The 17,818-nt window shown below is 42.2% G+C and carries 16 protein-coding genes; 7 read left to right on the top strand and 9 right to left on the bottom strand.

Going from position 1 to position 17,818, the window contains the following annotated elements; all coding sequences use genetic code 11:
* Positions 1–18 precede the first annotated feature (18 nt).
* Both AC1XUD_RS06130 and AC1XUD_RS06125 read left to right on the top strand, forming a co-directional pair.
* Positions 19–369 (top strand): YciI family protein, encoded by a 351-nt coding sequence (locus AC1XUD_RS06130; RefSeq protein ID WP_483360086.1) that lies wholly within the window; start codon positions 19–21, stop codon positions 367–369.
* On the top strand, positions 362–1,606 hold the full coding sequence (locus AC1XUD_RS06125; RefSeq protein WP_483360085.1) for an RNA polymerase sigma factor: 1,245 nt from the start codon (positions 362–364) through the stop codon (positions 1,604–1,606). Before AC1XUD_RS06130 ends, AC1XUD_RS06125 begins: the two co-directional genes overlap by 8 nt.
* A gap of 9 nt (positions 1,607–1,615) precedes the next feature.
* On the opposite strand, the gene AC1XUD_RS06120 is transcribed toward AC1XUD_RS06125, so the two are convergent.
* From AC1XUD_RS06120 to AC1XUD_RS06110, 3 genes are all read right to left on the bottom strand, one after another.
* On the bottom strand, positions 1,616–2,383 hold the full coding sequence (locus AC1XUD_RS06120; protein WP_483360084.1) for a 5'-methylthioadenosine/adenosylhomocysteine nucleosidase: 768 nt from the start codon (positions 2,381–2,383) through the stop codon (positions 1,616–1,618).
* 221 nt (positions 2,384–2,604) lie between these two features.
* A complete protein-coding gene (locus AC1XUD_RS06115) occupies positions 2,605–4,593 on the bottom strand; it encodes a heavy metal translocating P-type ATPase (RefSeq protein WP_483360083.1) in 1,989 nt (662 codons plus the stop codon).
* A 215-nt stretch (positions 4,594–4,808) separates the two neighbouring features.
* Positions 4,809–6,266 carry an aminotransferase-like domain-containing protein gene (locus AC1XUD_RS06110; RefSeq protein ID WP_483360082.1) on the bottom strand — a complete coding sequence of 486 codons (1,458 nt, stop codon included), beginning with the start codon at positions 6,264–6,266 and terminating at the stop codon, positions 4,809–4,811.
* A gap of 95 nt (positions 6,267–6,361) precedes the next feature.
* On the opposite strand from AC1XUD_RS06110, the gene AC1XUD_RS06105 reads away from it, so the two are divergent.
* The 5 genes from AC1XUD_RS06105 (at position 6,362) to AC1XUD_RS06085 (ending at position 11,554) form a co-directional block, all read left to right on the top strand.
* Entirely contained in the window at positions 6,362–7,300 is a 939-nt protein-coding gene (locus AC1XUD_RS06105) for a DMT family transporter (RefSeq protein WP_483360081.1), read from the top strand.
* Positions 7,287–7,754, top strand: coding sequence for a DUF1572 family protein (locus tag AC1XUD_RS06100; RefSeq protein ID WP_483360080.1), 468 nt, complete (start codon positions 7,287–7,289; stop codon positions 7,752–7,754). The genes AC1XUD_RS06105 and AC1XUD_RS06100 overlap by 14 nt, the downstream gene beginning before the upstream one ends.
* Before the next feature lie 67 nt (positions 7,755–7,821).
* The gene (locus AC1XUD_RS06095) at positions 7,822–9,207 is read left to right on the top strand and encodes a pyridoxal phosphate-dependent decarboxylase family protein (protein WP_483360079.1); all 1,386 of its coding nucleotides are present in this window, start codon (positions 7,822–7,824) and stop codon (positions 9,205–9,207) included.
* Between the two features lie 53 nt (positions 9,208–9,260).
* Positions 9,261–9,743: a hypothetical protein gene (locus AC1XUD_RS06090; RefSeq protein ID WP_483360078.1), complete on the top strand. Its 483-nt coding sequence runs from the start codon at positions 9,261–9,263 to the stop codon at positions 9,741–9,743.
* Between the two features lie 5 nt (positions 9,744–9,748).
* Positions 9,749–11,554 (top strand): M64 family metallopeptidase, encoded by a 1,806-nt coding sequence (locus tag AC1XUD_RS06085; RefSeq protein WP_483360077.1) that lies wholly within the window; start codon positions 9,749–9,751, stop codon positions 11,552–11,554.
* 53 nt (positions 11,555–11,607) lie between these two features.
* On the opposite strand, the gene AC1XUD_RS06080 is transcribed toward AC1XUD_RS06085, so the two are convergent.
* From AC1XUD_RS06080 to AC1XUD_RS06055, 6 genes are all read right to left on the bottom strand, one after another.
* Positions 11,608–11,910 carry a hypothetical protein gene (locus AC1XUD_RS06080; RefSeq protein ID WP_483360076.1) on the bottom strand — a complete coding sequence of 101 codons (303 nt, stop codon included), beginning with the start codon at positions 11,908–11,910 and terminating at the stop codon, positions 11,608–11,610.
* 4 nt (positions 11,911–11,914) lie between these two features.
* The gene (locus AC1XUD_RS06075; RefSeq protein ID WP_483360075.1) at positions 11,915–12,679 is read right to left on the bottom strand and encodes a ParA family protein; all 765 of its coding nucleotides are present in this window, start codon (positions 12,677–12,679) and stop codon (positions 11,915–11,917) included.
* Positions 12,680–12,960: 281 nt separating this feature from the next.
* Positions 12,961–14,217, bottom strand: coding sequence for an MFS transporter (locus AC1XUD_RS06070; protein ID WP_483360074.1), 1,257 nt, complete (start codon positions 14,215–14,217; stop codon positions 12,961–12,963).
* A 763-nt stretch (positions 14,218–14,980) separates the two neighbouring features.
* A complete protein-coding gene (locus AC1XUD_RS06065; RefSeq protein WP_483360073.1) occupies positions 14,981–15,985 on the bottom strand; it encodes a Ppx/GppA phosphatase family protein in 1,005 nt (334 codons plus the stop codon).
* 54 nt (positions 15,986–16,039) lie between these two features.
* Entirely contained in the window at positions 16,040–17,056 is a 1,017-nt protein-coding gene (locus AC1XUD_RS06060; RefSeq protein WP_483360072.1) for a hypothetical protein, read from the bottom strand.
* 5 nt (positions 17,057–17,061) lie between these two features.
* Positions 17,062–17,754, bottom strand: coding sequence for a hypothetical protein (locus AC1XUD_RS06055; protein ID WP_483360071.1), 693 nt, complete (start codon positions 17,752–17,754; stop codon positions 17,062–17,064).
* Between the last annotated feature and the right edge of the window lie 64 nt (positions 17,755–17,818).

Genomic DNA, 17,818 nt, shown 5'->3' with positions numbered 1-17,818 from the left:
TCATTCAAAATTAGACATATGGAAAAGTTTTTGTTACTCATCCGCGAGGATATGGAAAATCTAAAAAAGATGCCCCAGGAAGAATTTGACGAATGTATACGCGTGATGACCGACTGGGTTCAGGAGCTTGCTCAAACCGACAATTTTGTTGCTGCTGAGCCACTTACAACTGCCGGTCGGTATGTTTCGAGGGACAATATCATGTCCGACGGCCCTTTCATCGAAGCCAAGGAAGCTATCAGCGGATATTTTATAATCAAAGCAGACAATCTCGACCAGGCCGCTTCGATTGCGCAGAGCTGTCCGCAGGTAATCAACAATTCGAGTGTTATAGAAGTAAGACCAATCATGGAAATAGGGGATGAGTGAGATTCCTGACCATATTGAAGAGGAAGTGAGCCAGCTTTACCGGAAGTCTTTCGGTAAGATGGTTGCTTCTTTGATGTATTTCAGCAAGGATCTGGATCTTGAAACGGCAGAAGATATTGTGCAGGATTCATTCGCGACGGCGTTTTATTCCTGGAAAAACGACGGTGTGCCGTCCAACCCTGGCGGCTGGATTTATACCGTTTGCAAAAACAAGGCGATCAACAAAATTAAGGCGGATAAGAAAGTCAGGGGTTTTTATGAAAATGAAGATTTCGATTCCGGTACTAAAATTCCGGTAGAGTCCGTTTTGGAGGATCAGGAGCTGAAAATGCTTTTTGCCTGTGCCAACTCAGAACTCGCGCCGAAAGTGCAGGTGGTGATTACGCTTAAATATGTTGTCAATCTAAAAGTAGAAGCGATATCCAAAGTGCTGGGAATGAGCCTGGATGGGGTAGATAAAATGCTTCTGAGGGCTCGACAAAAGATTCGGAATGAAAAGATACTTTTAACGGCTCCGGATTTTAGCTTACTGAAAGATCGGCTTCCGATCGTGCACAAGATCATATATCTACTTTTTAATGAAGGATATAAGTCGTCATGGGGCAAGGAGATATTGAGGGAGGAATTGTGTGAGGAAGCGTTGTTGCTTTGTAAGTCGTTAATTGATAGTGGTATAGGAAACAAAGAGACGATGGCGTTAAATTCGTTGATGTTGTTCAATGCGGCGAGGTTCAAGTCCAGGTTTGGCGTAAACGGTGAGTTGCTGGATTTGGAGGAACAAGATCGAAAGCTATGGAATCAGGATTTGATCATATATGGCTCAAAGTTCATGGCTATGTCGCGGGGCGGCACTGTCTCCTCGTATTTTTATGAAGCGACGATCGCATATCTGCACTGTGTTGCAAAAGATTTTTTGTCGACAGACTGGAAGACCATCAGTGATATATATCGACAATTACATTCGCTAAACGGTAACCCATTCGTGGAGCTCAGTTACGGGATATCACTTTATTATGCGGGTCATAAGGGAAAGGCTTTGCATATTCTAAATACACTGAAACACAAGCCATTTTTAAATCAATATTATCTTTTGAACGCCGCGTTGGGCAAAATCAGTCTTATGGAAGGCGATCTAAAAGCTGCACGTGAATATTTCAAAAAGACAATAACTCAAACCGATTTTCAGGTTGAGAAAGACTATGTCAAAAAGCTAATGGCCAGAATGGAGCCAGCTTAGTCATCACTACTAAGCCAATCTGCTGAAAATTGCACGTATGATTTCGATAGAATATTTAGAAGAGATATTCTGAATGAAGGCAGGGAAATCATCGGGCGATTTTTCGTCTGCTGTATCCGAGATTGTTCGAATAATACTGTACGGAACATGATGTTCATAGCAAACCTGCGCCACCGCAGCTCCTTCCATTTCTACGCAGAGCACTTCCGGAAGTGAATCCGATAAATGTTTTTTATCATATTCCGTTGAAAAGAACTTATCTCCGCTGGCAATTTCTCCGGCGAAAAGAGCCGGTTCGGAAATCCCAAATCGTTCAAATTCTTCGTCGCTGATAACCTCGCTTAGGCTATTGCTTTTCAGCAGCGCTGCAATCGAATCCTGCACAAATTGGAACTGTGCTTTATCGCTTTCTAAATAAACGATCCCATGTAAGGGAAGCTCATATTGTGCGATGATGGGCCTTGCATCCATATCGTGCTGAATGAATTTTGTACCTAAGACGATATCACCAATTTTAAGATCCGGATGCATTCCTCCCGCTACTCCTGTGAATATCAGCTCGGTAATTCCAAATTTCAATATTAAAGTCGAAACAGTCGTCGCCGCAGCCACTTTCCCCCACCTGGAAAATACCAAAACAACTTTGATATCATTGATACATCCAGTGTAATACGTTCGCATTCCGTAAGTTACCGCCTTGGGTTCGTCGATCAATAATTCAAGTCCTGCTATTTCCTCGGGCATCGCACTCATAATCCCGATTATCCTTTCTGGCATATGTGGTAGGTTGTTTATTCAGGTCGCAAAAATAGTTGGCTTGAATGGATATGCAATAAGAGCACCGCTCACGCCGATTTGAAATCGGTGTGTTTTGGTTTTGCGATTGTATCGCATTTTAAATTTTACTATAATAGTTATTGGAAGAACGCGTTAAAAACGCTAAACCATAGCGAACCGATTGCAAATCGGTTCGAGCGCCAAATCGGTTGGAGCATTCGTTAAATCTTCTTCCCTTGAATTCGATATGCGTTCAATATCGCTAAAAGCGCAACGCCGACGTCGGCAAACACGGCCTCCCATAGTGTGGCAATCCCTCCGGCTCCCAAAACCATTACGGCTATTTTGACACCTATGGCGAGTGTAATGTTTTGATATACAATGTTCCTGGTGATTTTTCCAGCGCGAATTGCTGATACAATTTTGGAGGGTTGGTCATTTTGAATGACGATATCGGCTGTCTCAATTGCAGCGTCTGAACCTAATCCTCCCATGGCAATACCAACATCAGCGAGGGCAATAACCGGTGCGTCATTAATACCATCCCCAACGAATGCAATCGTATGACCGGTGTTCTTAAGGCGCTCCACCACCTTAACTTTATCCTCAGGAAGCAGGTCGCCATAGCTGGTTCTGATGCCCAGTTTTTTTGCTATCGCTTCCGTAACCATATGTTTATCACCTGAAAGCATAATGACATCCAGATCCATTTTGTCTAAACCAGACACCATTGCTTTGGCGTCTTTTTTTACTTCATCAGCTATGGTGATATATCCCTGGTAGTTTCCATCAATCGCCACCAGCACGGTCGTTTCTGCAATTTGCGAAATTTCGGAAGGGAAATTCACTCCATATTTATGCATCAGTTTCTGATTTCCGGTCATAACCAGTTGTCCGTGAACTGAACCCATCAAACCGTGACCCGAAATTTCTTCCACATTTGACGGATTGACAAGTTCGATATCTTTTGCATAATCGACAATCGCCTTCGCGATGGGGTGCGTGGAAGCACGTTCAAGTGATGCGACGATCTGCACAAATTCATGCGTTTCCATGTAGCATTCCACTTCTTGAACCCGAAAAGTTCCTTTGGTCAGTGTACCGGTTTTATCAGTTACCACGGTGTCAATTTTTGTGATAACATCCAGAAAATTGGAACCTTTAATCAATATGCCATTTCTTGAAGCAAGCCCAATTCCTCCGAAATATCCTAGCGGAATACTGATGGTCAATGCACAGGGACAGGCAATTACAAGAAATACCATTCCGCGATATAACCATTCGTTGAAGTGGTAAGGGCTTGTAAATAAGGCTGGTAGGACAATGATCAGCACTGCCAGCGCAAAAACAATGGGCGTATATATTTTTGCTAATCTCGTGATCATCAACTGGGTAGGAGCTTTCCGGGCCGTCGCTTCCTGCACCATTTCAAGGATTCTGGAAAGTTTGGAATCTTTAAATAGTGCGTCCACTTTCACCTCAACGGCGCGGTCTGTATTAATCATTCCGGCAAAAACCGCCTCACCTTTCGTTTTAGTATCAGGCTTGGACTCTCCTGTTAAAGCAGCTGTATTAAAAGTGCCTGATTCAGAGGTTAGTAACCCATCCAGCGCAACTCTTTCTCCAGCTTTCACATAGATCAAATCTCCTATTGCAATCTCAGACGGAAGCTTAGAAATATGTTCGCCTCCTTGAATAACTGTCACATTATCGGGGCGAATATCGAGGAGAGCCTTAATGGATCGCTTTGAGCGTCCAACTGCTATATCCTGAATCAATTCCCCGATTTCATAAAATATCATCACCGCAACGCCTTCGCTGAATTCGCCTATATAAAAAGCGCCCAGAGTGGCTATGGTCATCAGCGTAAACTCATTGAAAAAATCCGCCCGTTTTACGCGTCTGAACGCAACTCCGATGGTTTTATAACCTGCCAAAATATATGCAACCAACATCGCACCTATTTCCAAAACTTTCGGAATTGGCAAATTGAGGGCATATCGAGCAATAAGAAAAATGAATAATATAGACAGACTTAACCAAAGTGGCCAACGATCCTTTAACAGGCTTGACTCCCCTTCGTGGTCATGATTATGCTCATGGTCGTGCTCGTCATGGGAGTGTGAAGCGACAGTTTTTATATCATGCTCATGGCTACAGCATTCATCGGTGTGTTTTTGTGCGTGAGGTTCGAATTTCGTATCTTTCATATTGTTTGAGATTCACCGACTTTATTAGAGTGAGATGAAATATGTCTGTATATCCTGATTTTGTTATACAAAGGTAAACCAGAATAGCGTGCAACAGGGTTTCAAGTACTGAAAATCAAGTAGTTGCAATATGGTTGCAGCAATCGTTGACGTTGAGATTTGCTTTCTCACCTGAAAATCAACGGATTGGTATTCGCACGGTTTCAATCGAATATTTATGAATGAATCATAGATTTTATCAATTCTCCCAATTTTTTCAATCCCCTATTAATTTCCTCACTAAATGGAGTTCCAAAACTGATTCGGGCAAAATTCGTAAATCGGCCGTCAATACTGAAGATTTGTCCGGGTGCAAAGGTGATCTTTTGCAAAACTGCTTTTTCGAACAATTCATATGCATTAACAGTAGGATTCAGCTCAATCCATAAAACGTAACCTCCCTGAGGTCTGCTGATTTTGGTATCTTTAGGGAAATGTTCGGCCACTGCCTGAATATAACGCAGCGACTGTGTATGCAATGTTTTTCGAAGTTTGCGCATGTGCAAATCGTACCGACCCGTTTCAAAAAAGTTGGCAATTGCTGCCTGCGTAGGAGTGGCCGACGATACCGAATGCTGTAGTTTGATTGTCGTAACTTCATTGATAAATTGGCCGGGGATGCACCAACCAACGCGATATCCGGGTGCCAGGGTTTTGGAAACCGACGAGCAAAGCATTACCATCCCGTTTTTGTCAAAGCTTTTACAGGTGCGTGGACGCTGCTTACCAAAATACATTTCGCCATATATATCGTCCTCAATAAGTGGTATATTTCTCAAATAGAGTATATTGACAAGTCTGCTCTTATTTTCGTCAGACATAAAGCACGCCGTGGGATTACAGAAATTAGGGACGAAGAGGCAAGCTTTGATCGGTTCGTTGTCTAAGACAGATTCGAGAAAATTGAGGTCAATGCCATGCAGCGGGTGAACCGGTATTTCTCTCACATTCAAACCGAGACTTTTAATTACAGAAAATATTCCAAAATATCCCGGACTTTCGATCGCAACGGTATCTCCCGGCTTAGTGACCGCTTTAAGGCAGAAAACCAGCGCTTCCATGCATCCCTGCGTCGTGACCACATCATCTTCAGAAATATTTCCGTTCCAGTTAAAAGCATATTTAGCAACCTGTTGCCGCAGTTTTTGATTTCCCTGAATCTCGTCATATTGCGTACAATTTGCCGGATCTTTGCGCAACACTTCCATCATCGACTTGTTAAGCTTCGCGCGGGGGAGCAGGTCGGCAGAAGGAGAGGCTATGGAAAGTCGAATAACACCATGTGAGGTCAGTGACTTGTTGACTGCCATGATCATCTCGTTAACATCTTTTTTCCCAGGGTCTTGCACAGATTGGATAGGAGCATGCTCAGAAAGATTCGCTGTTTTACTGAATCGGACATAATACCCCGATTTGGGTCTCGCCTCAATAAATCCCTTATTTTCAAGGTCGATATATGCCTTAAAAGCGGTACTGAGACTAATTCCCTGCTCTTTGCTTAACGCCCGGAGGGAAGGAAGTTTGTCTCCGGATTTCAAAGTTCCTTTCTGAATCTGTCTGCCCAATCGATCAGAGATTTGAGAGTACAAAAAATCTTCCTCCGGCGCGATCTCTTTTAACTCTAGCGTATCCATGGCATCTGTTATGCTTGAAAAATAAGAAAGTGAATCTGTTTTTCTGTTTCGAAAGGTAGCAATTTTGCATCCACATCCACAAATTGAATTTTAATATGGAGTCGAAAACAAAGGCGTACATCGCTCTGGTGCTGGTTTGTTTCATATGGGGCACCACTTATCTGGCAGTGCGTATCGGCGTTGCGCATTTTCCCGGTCTGCTATTTATGGCAATTCGGAATATACTTGCAGGAGCGTTGCTTTTAGGTGGCCTTTGGATTTTCAGGAAAGAGGAAAAAGCAACCTGGGCTAATATCAAATTGCAGATTATTCCGGGTTTATGCATGATCACTTTTGGAATTGGTATGGTCGGCTGGGCGGTGAGATATATTCCTAGTGGGCTTGCTGCACTAATATGCGCCATGATTCCGATTTTTACCATTATTGTCAATCTTATTTTCGATCACAACGAACAGATTAACAAACAGATAGCGATGGGTGTGCTGTTAGGCATGTGCGGTTTAGCAATTGTTTTTGGCGACAATCTGGCTTTGGTCCATGATACCAACTCCTTCATAGGAATTGTGCTGACGGCAATTTCATGTGTTTTTTGGGCGTTTGGCGGACTATATACGAAATTCAATAAGTCAACATCCAGTCCATTTTTCAACGCTGGGGTGCAATTGTTTACAGGCGGAATTGGGCTCACAATCCTGAGTGCCTTTGCTGAAGATTGGAATGGGCTGACTTTTCCTGAAACCACTTCTATGTTGGCGTTGCTATATCTGGTTTTTATAGGATCAATACTGGCTTTTTGCTCGTATTTATATGCCATGTCAAAACTACAGGCGGGGCTTGTTTCGATATATGCTTATATCAATCCTTTGGTAGCCATTGTGTTAGGGTATTTAATTTTAGATGAAACCATCACTATTTTTACAATCCTTGCATTTGTGATCACAATGGTTGGCGTTTATCTGGTTAACTTGGGATATAGAATCAAAAATCTTAAAACAACTCCATTCCCAACTGAAAAAGAAAATGCATCAATCTAAAACAGCGATCTTGTTCGAAAGGGGTCTTCAAAAACTGCACGACGAGGTGGGACTATACACCTCCGAAGAGCAGCTTTGGAAGGTAATTCCTGAAACTATAAACACCGGTGGAGTCCTTGCGCAACACCTGATCGGGAATTTGAGAACCTATATCGGACTCACTTTGGGGAATATCCCGTATATACGCAACCGTGACGCAGAGTTTTCTGAAAAACGATTTGATCAAGAAGGATTGTTATTCGAAATCAAGGACCTGATGCGGATTATTCCTCAAGTAATTAATGATATGCACGACGATCGCCTCGCTGAACCATATCCGCACGAAGTATTTTCTCTATATCCCGATCAGGATATTGCCACTATTTTAACGCATTTGCTTATGCATCTTGCCTACCATAATGGACAACTGAATTACCATCGGAGAATTTCGGCGGCTTCCTCACTACTTCTATAATTAGATAATCTCTTCATATATTAATAACCAACCTGCTTTAACAAGCAGGACAGAAATTCTATTGACCATGTTTTCAAATTTCAACGAAGAACTCACTCAGTTGCCTCAGATTCTGGAGGAAATAAAAAGATACAGCGATCAGTATTTAAGCACCATAACAGAAAGACCTACCTCAGGCTTACCGGCGGTTACGGAGACAGAATTGCCTGAAATCGGGTTCGGTAGTTTGGAAACGCTGGGAGTCTTTGATGAAAATTATAGAGATACTTTAGTATCCAGTTCAGGGCCGAGATATTGGGGTTTTGTTACGGGAGGAGTGACTCCGGCGGCTCTGGCAGCGGACTGGCTTACCTCCGTTTTTGATCAAAATCCGCAGTCCGTCGCCGGGATGGGTGATATTTCTGCTAAAATTGAAATGGACGCATTGACCCTGCTTCGGTCTCTTTTGAGACTGCCGGATACGTTCAACGGCGCTTTTGTGAGTGGAGCGACGATGTCCAATTTCACAGGTTTGGCGGCGGCCCGGCAATGGGCAGGGCAACAGTTTGGGAGAGATATTGCCAGGAGAGGAGTTGGAAATGAGTTGGTTGTGATGGGTGCTGTCCCTCACTCATCAGTTATTAAGTCTTTGTCAATGCTAGGTTTGGGTAGTGACAATTTGGTAAAAATCAAGGTGATTGAAGGTAGGGAAGCTGTCGATCTTGATCACTTGGAAAAGCATCTTAAAGTGCACCAATCTGCTCCCGTAATATTTACATGTAGTGCAGGGACGGTCAATACCGTCGATTTTGATGATATTGAAAAGATCGTTGAGTTGAAAACAAAGTATAATTTCTGGCTCCACATTGATGCTGCTTTCGGAGGTTTTGCGGCTTGTACTGACGAATTTAAGCACTTGCTGAAAGGGTGGGAACAGGCCGATAGCATCACCATCGATTGCCACAAATGGCTCAATGTTCCCTATGACAGCGCGGTAATATTTACGAGGAAAGAACATGCTCATTTACAGATCCAGACCTTTCAAAATTCGAACGCAGCTTATTTGGGAGATGCGAATGAGAGTTTTTCATTTTTGAATTTCGTTCCCGAAAACTCCCGGAGGCTTCGGGCGCTACCAGTATGGTTTAGTCTGGTGGCATATGGCCGCGCCGGACTTAACTCAATTTTTGAAAACAGTATTGCCAGCGCCCGACAGTTTGCGGACGGGATATCGAAAAGTGATAATTTTGAATTGCTCGCACCGCTGCGACTGAATGTTGTTTGTTTTGCTTTAAAGAATGGAGACAATAGCCTGTTTTTGGAAAAGCTAAATAAAGCTGGTAAGGTCTTTATGACTCCGACTATGATTTTTGGAAAGGCTGGTATTCGTGCAGCTTTTGTCAACTATCGGACGTCGGATGAGGACATTCGGATCGCTCTTTTAGAATTAGAAAAAACCATTAAATTGTTGTGATTTTTTATGTTTGAAATGGTATATTTATTCAAATGTATTTTGATAAATATGTAATGAAATTTAGCCGTCTTTCCTTGATTTTTGGCTTGTTGCTTTTTGGCTGTAACAGTGCTCATTCTGTTATAGATGTTACCAGTCTTCCCAATTATAATAAGAATGCATCTGACCACATCGTTTTTCTGAATTTCAAAATCAGTGAAAGCAATAAAGGCCGACGGGAGAAGGTGGAGCTGGTTCACGCGGTTTCGGGTACCGGTAAGATGAAAACCAATGAGAACCACGTTGAATACCCCAGCTATATCAAGGCCGTTCGTACTTACGCCGATGGCCGGAATCAGGAATCTATTTATCAGCATCCACTACATAAACAAGTTGAAGTTTCGTCTCCGGGAGGGAAAATCAAGAGTGAATTGCTGACTTCGGATGAAGGGGTTTTGACTATGCGTTTTCAGGAAGATAAGTCGCTTGAGAAAATTGATTTGTATAGCGTAACCCGTCGTAAAGGAAGCAGGAAAATATACACCCTCTCATTTTAAGAAAGATGAAGAAAATCATTACCTCTTTGTTGTTTTTATTCCTGTGTTCCAGCGGCTTTTCCCAAATTTTTAAGGTGGACACGCTATATAAATCTGGTCCGATCGACAGGCGACTCAATGTTGTAATCTTGGGCGATGGATTTACAGAAGATGAACTCCCGAAATTTAGCGATGAAGCAAAAAAGTTTGCCGACTTTTTTCTGAATTACGAACCGTATAGCCATTACCGCGACTATTTTAACTTTGTTGCGATACCAACACCTTCCAACGAAAGTGGCGTGACCAACCCCGGAACGGCTCCCGACGCATATCCCGATCAGCCTGTCGGGGTGAAGGATACATATTACGGCGCGACATTTGGGACATCGATTCACAGGCTCGTCACGATTAGCAAGGTATATGTGCTTTTTGATGTGCTCAGCTATAATTTTCCTGCATATGATCTTATCGTTGTGTTGGTTAATACACCTTTTTACGGTGGTTCGGGTGGCGGTATAGCGGTGCATACCCTGAATATTGCGGCAAACACAATTGGTGTTCATGAAATTGGACACACACTCACTGGGCTCAGCGATGAATACTGGGCGGGCTACGGTTGGGAGAGCCCCAATATGACGCAAATCAACGATCCCCGGATTATTCGTTGGAAGAATTGGCTGAACGAATATAATGTTCAGATATATCCTCATGGGATAGACGAATATGCATCCAAGTGGTTTAAACCGGTAAACGGTCGTTGTTTGATGGAGTATTTGAGTGAGCCTATGTGCGCTGTATGTAAGGAGGGGACTGCGGAGAGGATTTTGTCGGCTGTAAGTCCGCTTGATAAGGTTGAACCTGATACTGCTGATGTTCTCACGCTTAATTCGCCGCAGGTTTTTAAATTAGGCCTTTTGAAACCCCAGCCCAACACACTTGTCGTAGAATGGCGGGTGAATGGAAAGCTCTTACCGACAATAGGAGAGGAGCTAATTTTATCGCCCGGCGATGCACCGGATCATTCAATTCTAAGTGCGACCGTTTTCGACGCTACAACATTGAGCCGGCGCGACGATGCGAAAGACGTGCGAACATGGTCTGTCCAGTGGGACTTGATATCGACAGCGTCTGATATCTTTCGCGTTATCGCCAGCGCTGACAGCGTCTGTCCAGGTAGCCCGGTTAATTTGTCGGCTTTAGGATGTCGGGGAACAGTCACATGGTCTACTGGTGAAAGTGGGAATTCGATAGATATAATGCCAGCTGCTTCCGGCCAATATTCAGCATTTTGTGCGGTCCCGAATCAGCAAACGGATACAGTTTCAATGGAGGTCTTTGTGTATGCTGCGCCCATCGCAACTGCGTCGAATACCGGACCATATTTTGAGGGGTCTGAAATTAGCCTGAGTTCATCCGGCGGAACGAAATATCAATGGACCGGTCCGCTTAATTTCGCATCCTCGGAACAAAACCCTGTTTTAGGAAATGCGAAAGTCAGCGAGGCTGGGACTTATGTAGTGAGTATAACAGATAGCAACGGATGCCAAGCTGAAGCACAAACGGTTGTGAAAGTTGATCCAATTCTTGGAATTGGAACGGAACCAAGTGAGATTGTAAAGATTTCTCCCAATCCGACAAAAGATATAATCAGTGTAGAAACAAAGCTTAGTGGCCAATCAGAAATTTCGATATACGACTTGAGCGGTCGAAAATTGCAAAGCATTTCATTTTATGGAAAAACCGAAATAAAAATGAACACCTCTGCTGGAGTATATATTTATCGTTTCAATAATCAAAAGGGAGAGACCACAGGGAAAGTAATTGTTCAGTAGCTGGTCACCAAAATCAAAAAAGCCAAGTCTCGTATGTATAGACTTGGCTTTTTTTAATATGATGCACTTTTAGGCTTTCTGCCAACTTTTGGCCGTTGTCTGATTTTATCAGGCCGTGGCCGGATTTCCTTGTCTTCAAAATATAACCTCAATGATTCCAGAATAATGTCTTTTTGAGTCAGACCCTCCCAGTAGCCGTAGTCCTTCATGTTTTCCATCAACCGGTAGTCGCAGTCGAAAGTAACTTTGGTGGGAGGTCCGTCTACCTCTTCAGCAGGTACTTGAATTTCCTCCTCGTCTCTGATATCCGCTACCAATGGAAGGGGTGCAAAATCAAATTTCCTTTCTTTAGCCATTGTGTCAGTTGTTAATTCGTTCTAAAATTTCTTTTGTAAGTTTATAATAGTCTTCCGCACCGTTGCTGTTCGGTGCATAGTCGAAAATTGTCATTCCACTTGCCTGCGCTTCTGAAAGGGCGATGTTGTCGCGGATATAAGATTCCATGAAGACGTCACCCAATTGTTCACGTGTAGCGCTGATCAATTCATGACTGATCTTCTTTCTGATTTTTGGATTATACCGTGTTGCGAATACACCACCCAAATTTGTGCTCGGACTGATTTTCTTAATTTCTGCCGAGTATACCAAAAAGTTTCTCAAACCTTCATAACTCAAAAACTCCGCCTGCAAAGGCACATAATATTGATGACAAGATACAAGCGCAAGTCTCGTATTTCCATATAGTGCCGGTGGGCAATCGATCACCACAAAATCGTAACGATCTTTTACTTTCTCCAACGCAATCTTAAGATTGAACGGAAATATAGGCGCCGATTTAATCGTGTCTTCGCGGTGTATCATTTCCGCAGAGCCTGGTAAAATATCTATATCTCCAACACGCTTTACTATTTCATCAAATTCATACTCGCCGGTGATAAAAGAACCGCTGTCTTTTTTTAAGCCCGCATGAGTAATGCCGAAACTTTTGGTTAAACTAGCCTGCGCATCCAAGTCAATAACCAGCACGCGTGCATTGGCAAATTTGGAAAGACCAGCGGCAATACTTTGAGCTGAGGTAGTTTTACCTACACCTCCTTTGTTGTTCACAATACTTAAGATCTTCATTTAAAAGTATTATATGTATAAATAGTTAATAGTTTATCTCATGTTGGATATGTAAATAAACGTAAAATATTTATATAGCTAATCTAATTAAATGAAAAGTGTTAAAAGTTTTTGTTAGTCATAAAAGTAATAAACATATTATAATAAATAAAAGTATTTGCTGGTAAAATTTTGATAATAATTGTAATATATTGATTTGCAATAAGTTGTATTCGTAAAAGAAAAAAGGCGTAATCAGACTGATCACGCCTTTTTTGGATATTTTTAAAATTGAGTAACTGTTACGAGGCAGTAGTCATTGGTGCTTGTTGAGCAGCTGCCCTTTTTGTGACGTATTTATGAATTTGATACATCAATACTATCGTAAGAATCACAGCAGCTACTACCACATTTCCCAAGGTAGGATAGTTCGCAATGGTGCCTGTTGGCGTTTCATAAACAATTAGCCCGGCAATCATGGATGCAACACCGCCGGATATTTGCTGCACGGATGAGTTGACCCCCATAAAAGCCCCGCGATCCTGGGGTTCCGGAACACCAGTCATAAGCGAGGATGCGGAAATCATCCGCCCGGTGATACCGACAAACAACAAAATATTGAAGATATTGATCAGCCAAAATGGCGTTATACCTAGGTTACAATAGATCAGAGTCATGATACAAGTGATCGTCGAGCCAATGATGAACATCTTATATTTACCAATTTTGTCGCTCAATGTCCCCATGAGCGGACTGAAGATAAGCATGCAAATTCCCGTGATCATATAAAGTAAGGGAAGTTGATCAAGCGATATCCCCAAATTATGAACGCCATATGCACTACCAAAAGGCATCAGCATAAAACCTCCCGTAGCAAGTAATGTGGTGGCTGCAAAAGCACGAAGATATTCAGGCTTCGAAACGATGTTACTTAAGTGTTGAAAGGCGGTAGTTTCTTTCTGAATTTTGAGATGTTCCGAAATTGGATTCATTTTTAGAAATATAATTATTCCAATAAGCGCACTGATCGATGCTATCATTATAAAAGGGAAGTGCCAACCCCAATGAGTGGCTAAATATAGACCAACCGGTATCCCTATTACCTGACTAAGCGCAAATGCCATTTGAACGAAGCCCATCACACGCCCCCTTTTTTCAATCGGGAAAAGGTCTGTTACGATCGCAAAACTGATGGAGCTGATGACTCCTCCAAAAATTCCAGTGAATACACGGGCCATGAGTAAGAAATTGTAATCAGGAGCCAACCCGCAAAAAAATGTCCCGAGCACAAAGCCTGAATAGAAAAAGAGCAGCAATTTTTTCCTGTCAAATTTATCAGCAAAGCCAGCGGCTAGCAATCCGGAGGCACCCGCGCTGAATGCGTAGGCGGAAACCACTAGTCCGAATTGGGTGGTTGAAATTGAAAGTTCTTTCAGAAGAATGGCACCCAGTGGCGAGAGCACCATAAAGTCCAGAACGACTGTGAATTGAAGGAAAGCCAATATGGCAATTATGAATTTTTGATAGCCGGTAAAGGTCGGAGCTGTTGCTTCAGGCATAAATGAGTTGTTAGTATTTGGAGTTTGTGGTGGAATTTGGTTGTTATACCAAGATTAAAAGGATTTGGCCTTCCGTTTGGTTCAGGTTTATGTCTTTTTAATTTAATATTAATATGATGTGGTTACACATATTTCATTGATAATCAGGTTTGTATCGCTATTATAGTGGCGAAATGAGTAAAAAAGCCAGCTTCAGGTTTTCTACCTGCATTCTAATCACCAATCAGTCGGAGAGGCATTGTGATGCTGTCACTCAATCTGACGTACTCCAGTTCGAATTTTGAAATAGCTGAAATCTAAACATGCCTTATAGAACAATAGACGAAGAGCTTTTTCAAGCATGATGAAGAGGAGAACAAAATTAGTGACTTGTTTGAATTCGGAGATATAGATAGGTGTCAGAAGTTAAAAATTTCGCGAATATTATGAAATGTCTCAAAATCAAAGCCTCTGAGATTTTTATAGAGCGTCCTCCGTAGGTCGATGCTCTTCAGGCTTAGGAAATTGTAAACGCGTAAAATTCATCCAGAGCGATCCGGAATCTACAAGGTTTAAACTGGTAAGTATCTGTAAACCAATGAATTAAATAGAATTGAGAGAATGGGAAACACATTTGAAAATTTGCGGTTGAAAATTTCAATTTTGCGTCAGATTTTGCCAAAACCGACTTATGAAAGGAAGATTTCGCTTAAGTGACCTGAACGCAAAAAAAAATGGGTTGAACAACTTGAAATTGCCCAACCCATCTTTTTACACTCAACAATTATAAGCTTAGCAGGAACCCGATCGTAAAGTTGGCGTCCCAGTCAAAGACGAAAGTCTTACACTCTGTTCCGTCGGCAATACCTTTGTAAATATTGATTCCCGCTTTCGACTTTGCATTTGTCAATTTGGAATAGGCGAGAGGCGCACGTAAAACGGTATAGCGCTCTTTTCCGTTTCGTACTTCCTTGGCCATTTCGTAAGGTACACCTCCGATAATGAAGCAAGTATTACGTAGACTTGCAGGTATTTGTTTTACAAGGGAGCTAACTTGTTCATAGACTTGTGTGTCGCTGACACCATTTTGGAAATATTTTGCACCCAAAGATTCCACTGCTTTTACATTTCCATTTTCGATCCAGGATATCTTGGTATTGCCTGAACCGATGTCAGCAACAAATGCTTTGTCTTGATAATCAGCGGGTAACACCGATTTTAGTGCTAGTTGACCTTCCTGTTCCGGCGTCACCTGATTGACCACATAACCCATGGATTTGAGTACTTTGGTAATCTTTTGAGTAACATCCGCCTTAGCTGCGCCAGAGCTTACTACGAAATGTATATTCTTGCTTCCGACCCCGAAGTCGAGCATGGTTCCAATATACTTTTTTAAACCGGCACGTATATCTTCCTCCGTTGCCAGGTTTTCAGTAACCAGGCTGTTTCCGAATTCGGATTTTTCAAGACTCCATCTTTTCTCCTTATCTACATTGATAATGAACGAGTTAAACCCACTAGCTCCCAGTTCAACAACTCCTTTTAATGCTCCATCGACTGGGGCGGGACTTTTATATGTGAAAGATGTGGTGCCGTCTGCCGCAGATGATTCTGTGTCAGGCATTTGCTGAGCGGTGTCAGCAACGATCTCCGAATTTTCGGTACTCTGCTGACTAGCAGCCATTTTATCAATGGCCTGCTGGCCTCCAAGGTATTTATATCCGGCAAAAATCGCAGCCAGTATGATAGCGGTAATTAGTAACCTTCCTGCAACTGTTAGTCTTTTCATGGTTTATATATTTTTACTTTTAGGTTGGTAAATGTAAATGAATATGAAGTTTAGTTAGTCTAAAAGGCCTTTGTAACCAGAATCATTTCCACCAGCCAACGGTTTATTTGACTCAATTTTAGGGCCATCCAGGTTAATCAACTTGAATTCTCCATGGTTATATGCCTCAATCATGGCCTGACCTTTATCAGAAAGTATACCGTTTTGGACGTCAACTCCATTAATGAAGTCCATGGATAAGTCCATTGCACGTTTCATTTCTCCCAATTTTTGGCTCATATCATCCTGGATATATTCCATCGATTCATCGAAATAGAACTTCTTATCCGGATTACCTTTGAATATACTAACAGCTGTACGCAAGGCACTAGAGCTCTCCTTTACAATTCTATATTCAACTTCTTTCAGTTTAACTTTTATCTCTGTTTCTTTAATAATGTAATCGGCACTTTTGTTTACTTTTTCCATAAACTCCAGCACTGTTTTCATATTACGTTGCAGTGGGAAAAGCTTTTCATTCATTTCCTGTAAACCTGCCCCCTCTATGGTGGCCAATGAAGCAGTTTCCTTCATGCCGGGTCTGTCCGACAGCTGATTAGCCTTATTTGCCTCGGCAAATTTCTGCTTTATCTGCTCGTTGTTCTCGTTGATTTTCTTATTGAGTTTTACCAATTGCCCTGCAAGGGTATCTATTTGCCCCTGCATTTTCTGGCGCTTCTCTTTCAAATCATCGATGTAGATTTTCATGATAGCGATAGGGTCCAGTTTGATCACCAGCCCGGTTATTTTGCGCATCATTGTCTTGAACAAAAAGAACACTGCGGTGCGAACGTCTTTGCTTGTGAAAAGGAAGATGAGAATCGCAAGTAAACCCGCCAAAAACGCCAGATATAGCGTGTTTTGTGTAACTGTGATCAGGAAAACAGCGATTTTATTCCAATAATAAAGCGCCGCTGCACCCAGTCCGCCTAGTACGAGAAGCGACGTAACACCTTCTGGTTTGCTCCAATAGGAGCGTTTTGAATTGTCATCGTTACCGCCGCCGAGTTGTGTGAAATCAGGAGTTGCCATATATATTATTGTTTAGTCAGGTACTTGTTTATTTTTTCTAAATCCTGTCGAATCTGGTTCGTAAAGGACGAGAATGTCGTTTCGTAGCCGTCTTTGTTCTGGTTTATTTTTGTGGTTTGCTCGTTTATTTCTGATGAGATCTGACCCATCCGGTTTTTATTTTCTTCGATTTTTTGTTGGAGCTTTTCAATTTCGTCAGCATATCTTCTATTATTTTCCTCCAGATTAAACTGTTCTTTTTTCAGAGATCCGACTCGCTCGTTAATCGCTTTTTCAACATCTTTAAGAAAAGAATCACGGTCTCCTTCCAGAATCTTCAGATATTGTTCTCCCGAGCTTTGTAGAATCGCGGTCTCTTTCACCCCACCCATGGCCATAAAACTTGCCCAGGCCGCCAGATACAGCTTTTCTTCCGATAATTGAAGGCTCTCCATATTTTTCAGTACTTGTTTGTACTCAAAATAGTCAGGGCCGGGAATATTCGACTTGTTCAGCAGAGCTGCAAAGTGATCCAGAAACTTACTGTCGGGTTTAGGCGTGACAACGGGATTAGTATTAACTACCTTAGCAGGCAAATTCACCGACGAGTCGGTTTGGGGTTTTGCCGATTTAGGTTGGCTATCTGATTGGTTTTCTGTGTCTTCATTGATAAAAAAACTTAGTATTTTTTTACCAATACCGGGTTCTGGATCTTCCATGTTATCGTTTGTTTTCGTTGATTATGGGTCAATATTAGCAGGTTTATGGGGAATGAAGCATACT

It is taken from the genome of Dyadobacter sp. HNCC25DJ184 (assembly GCF_056895215.1).
This window is presented reverse-complemented; position numbering and strand designations above follow the sequence as displayed.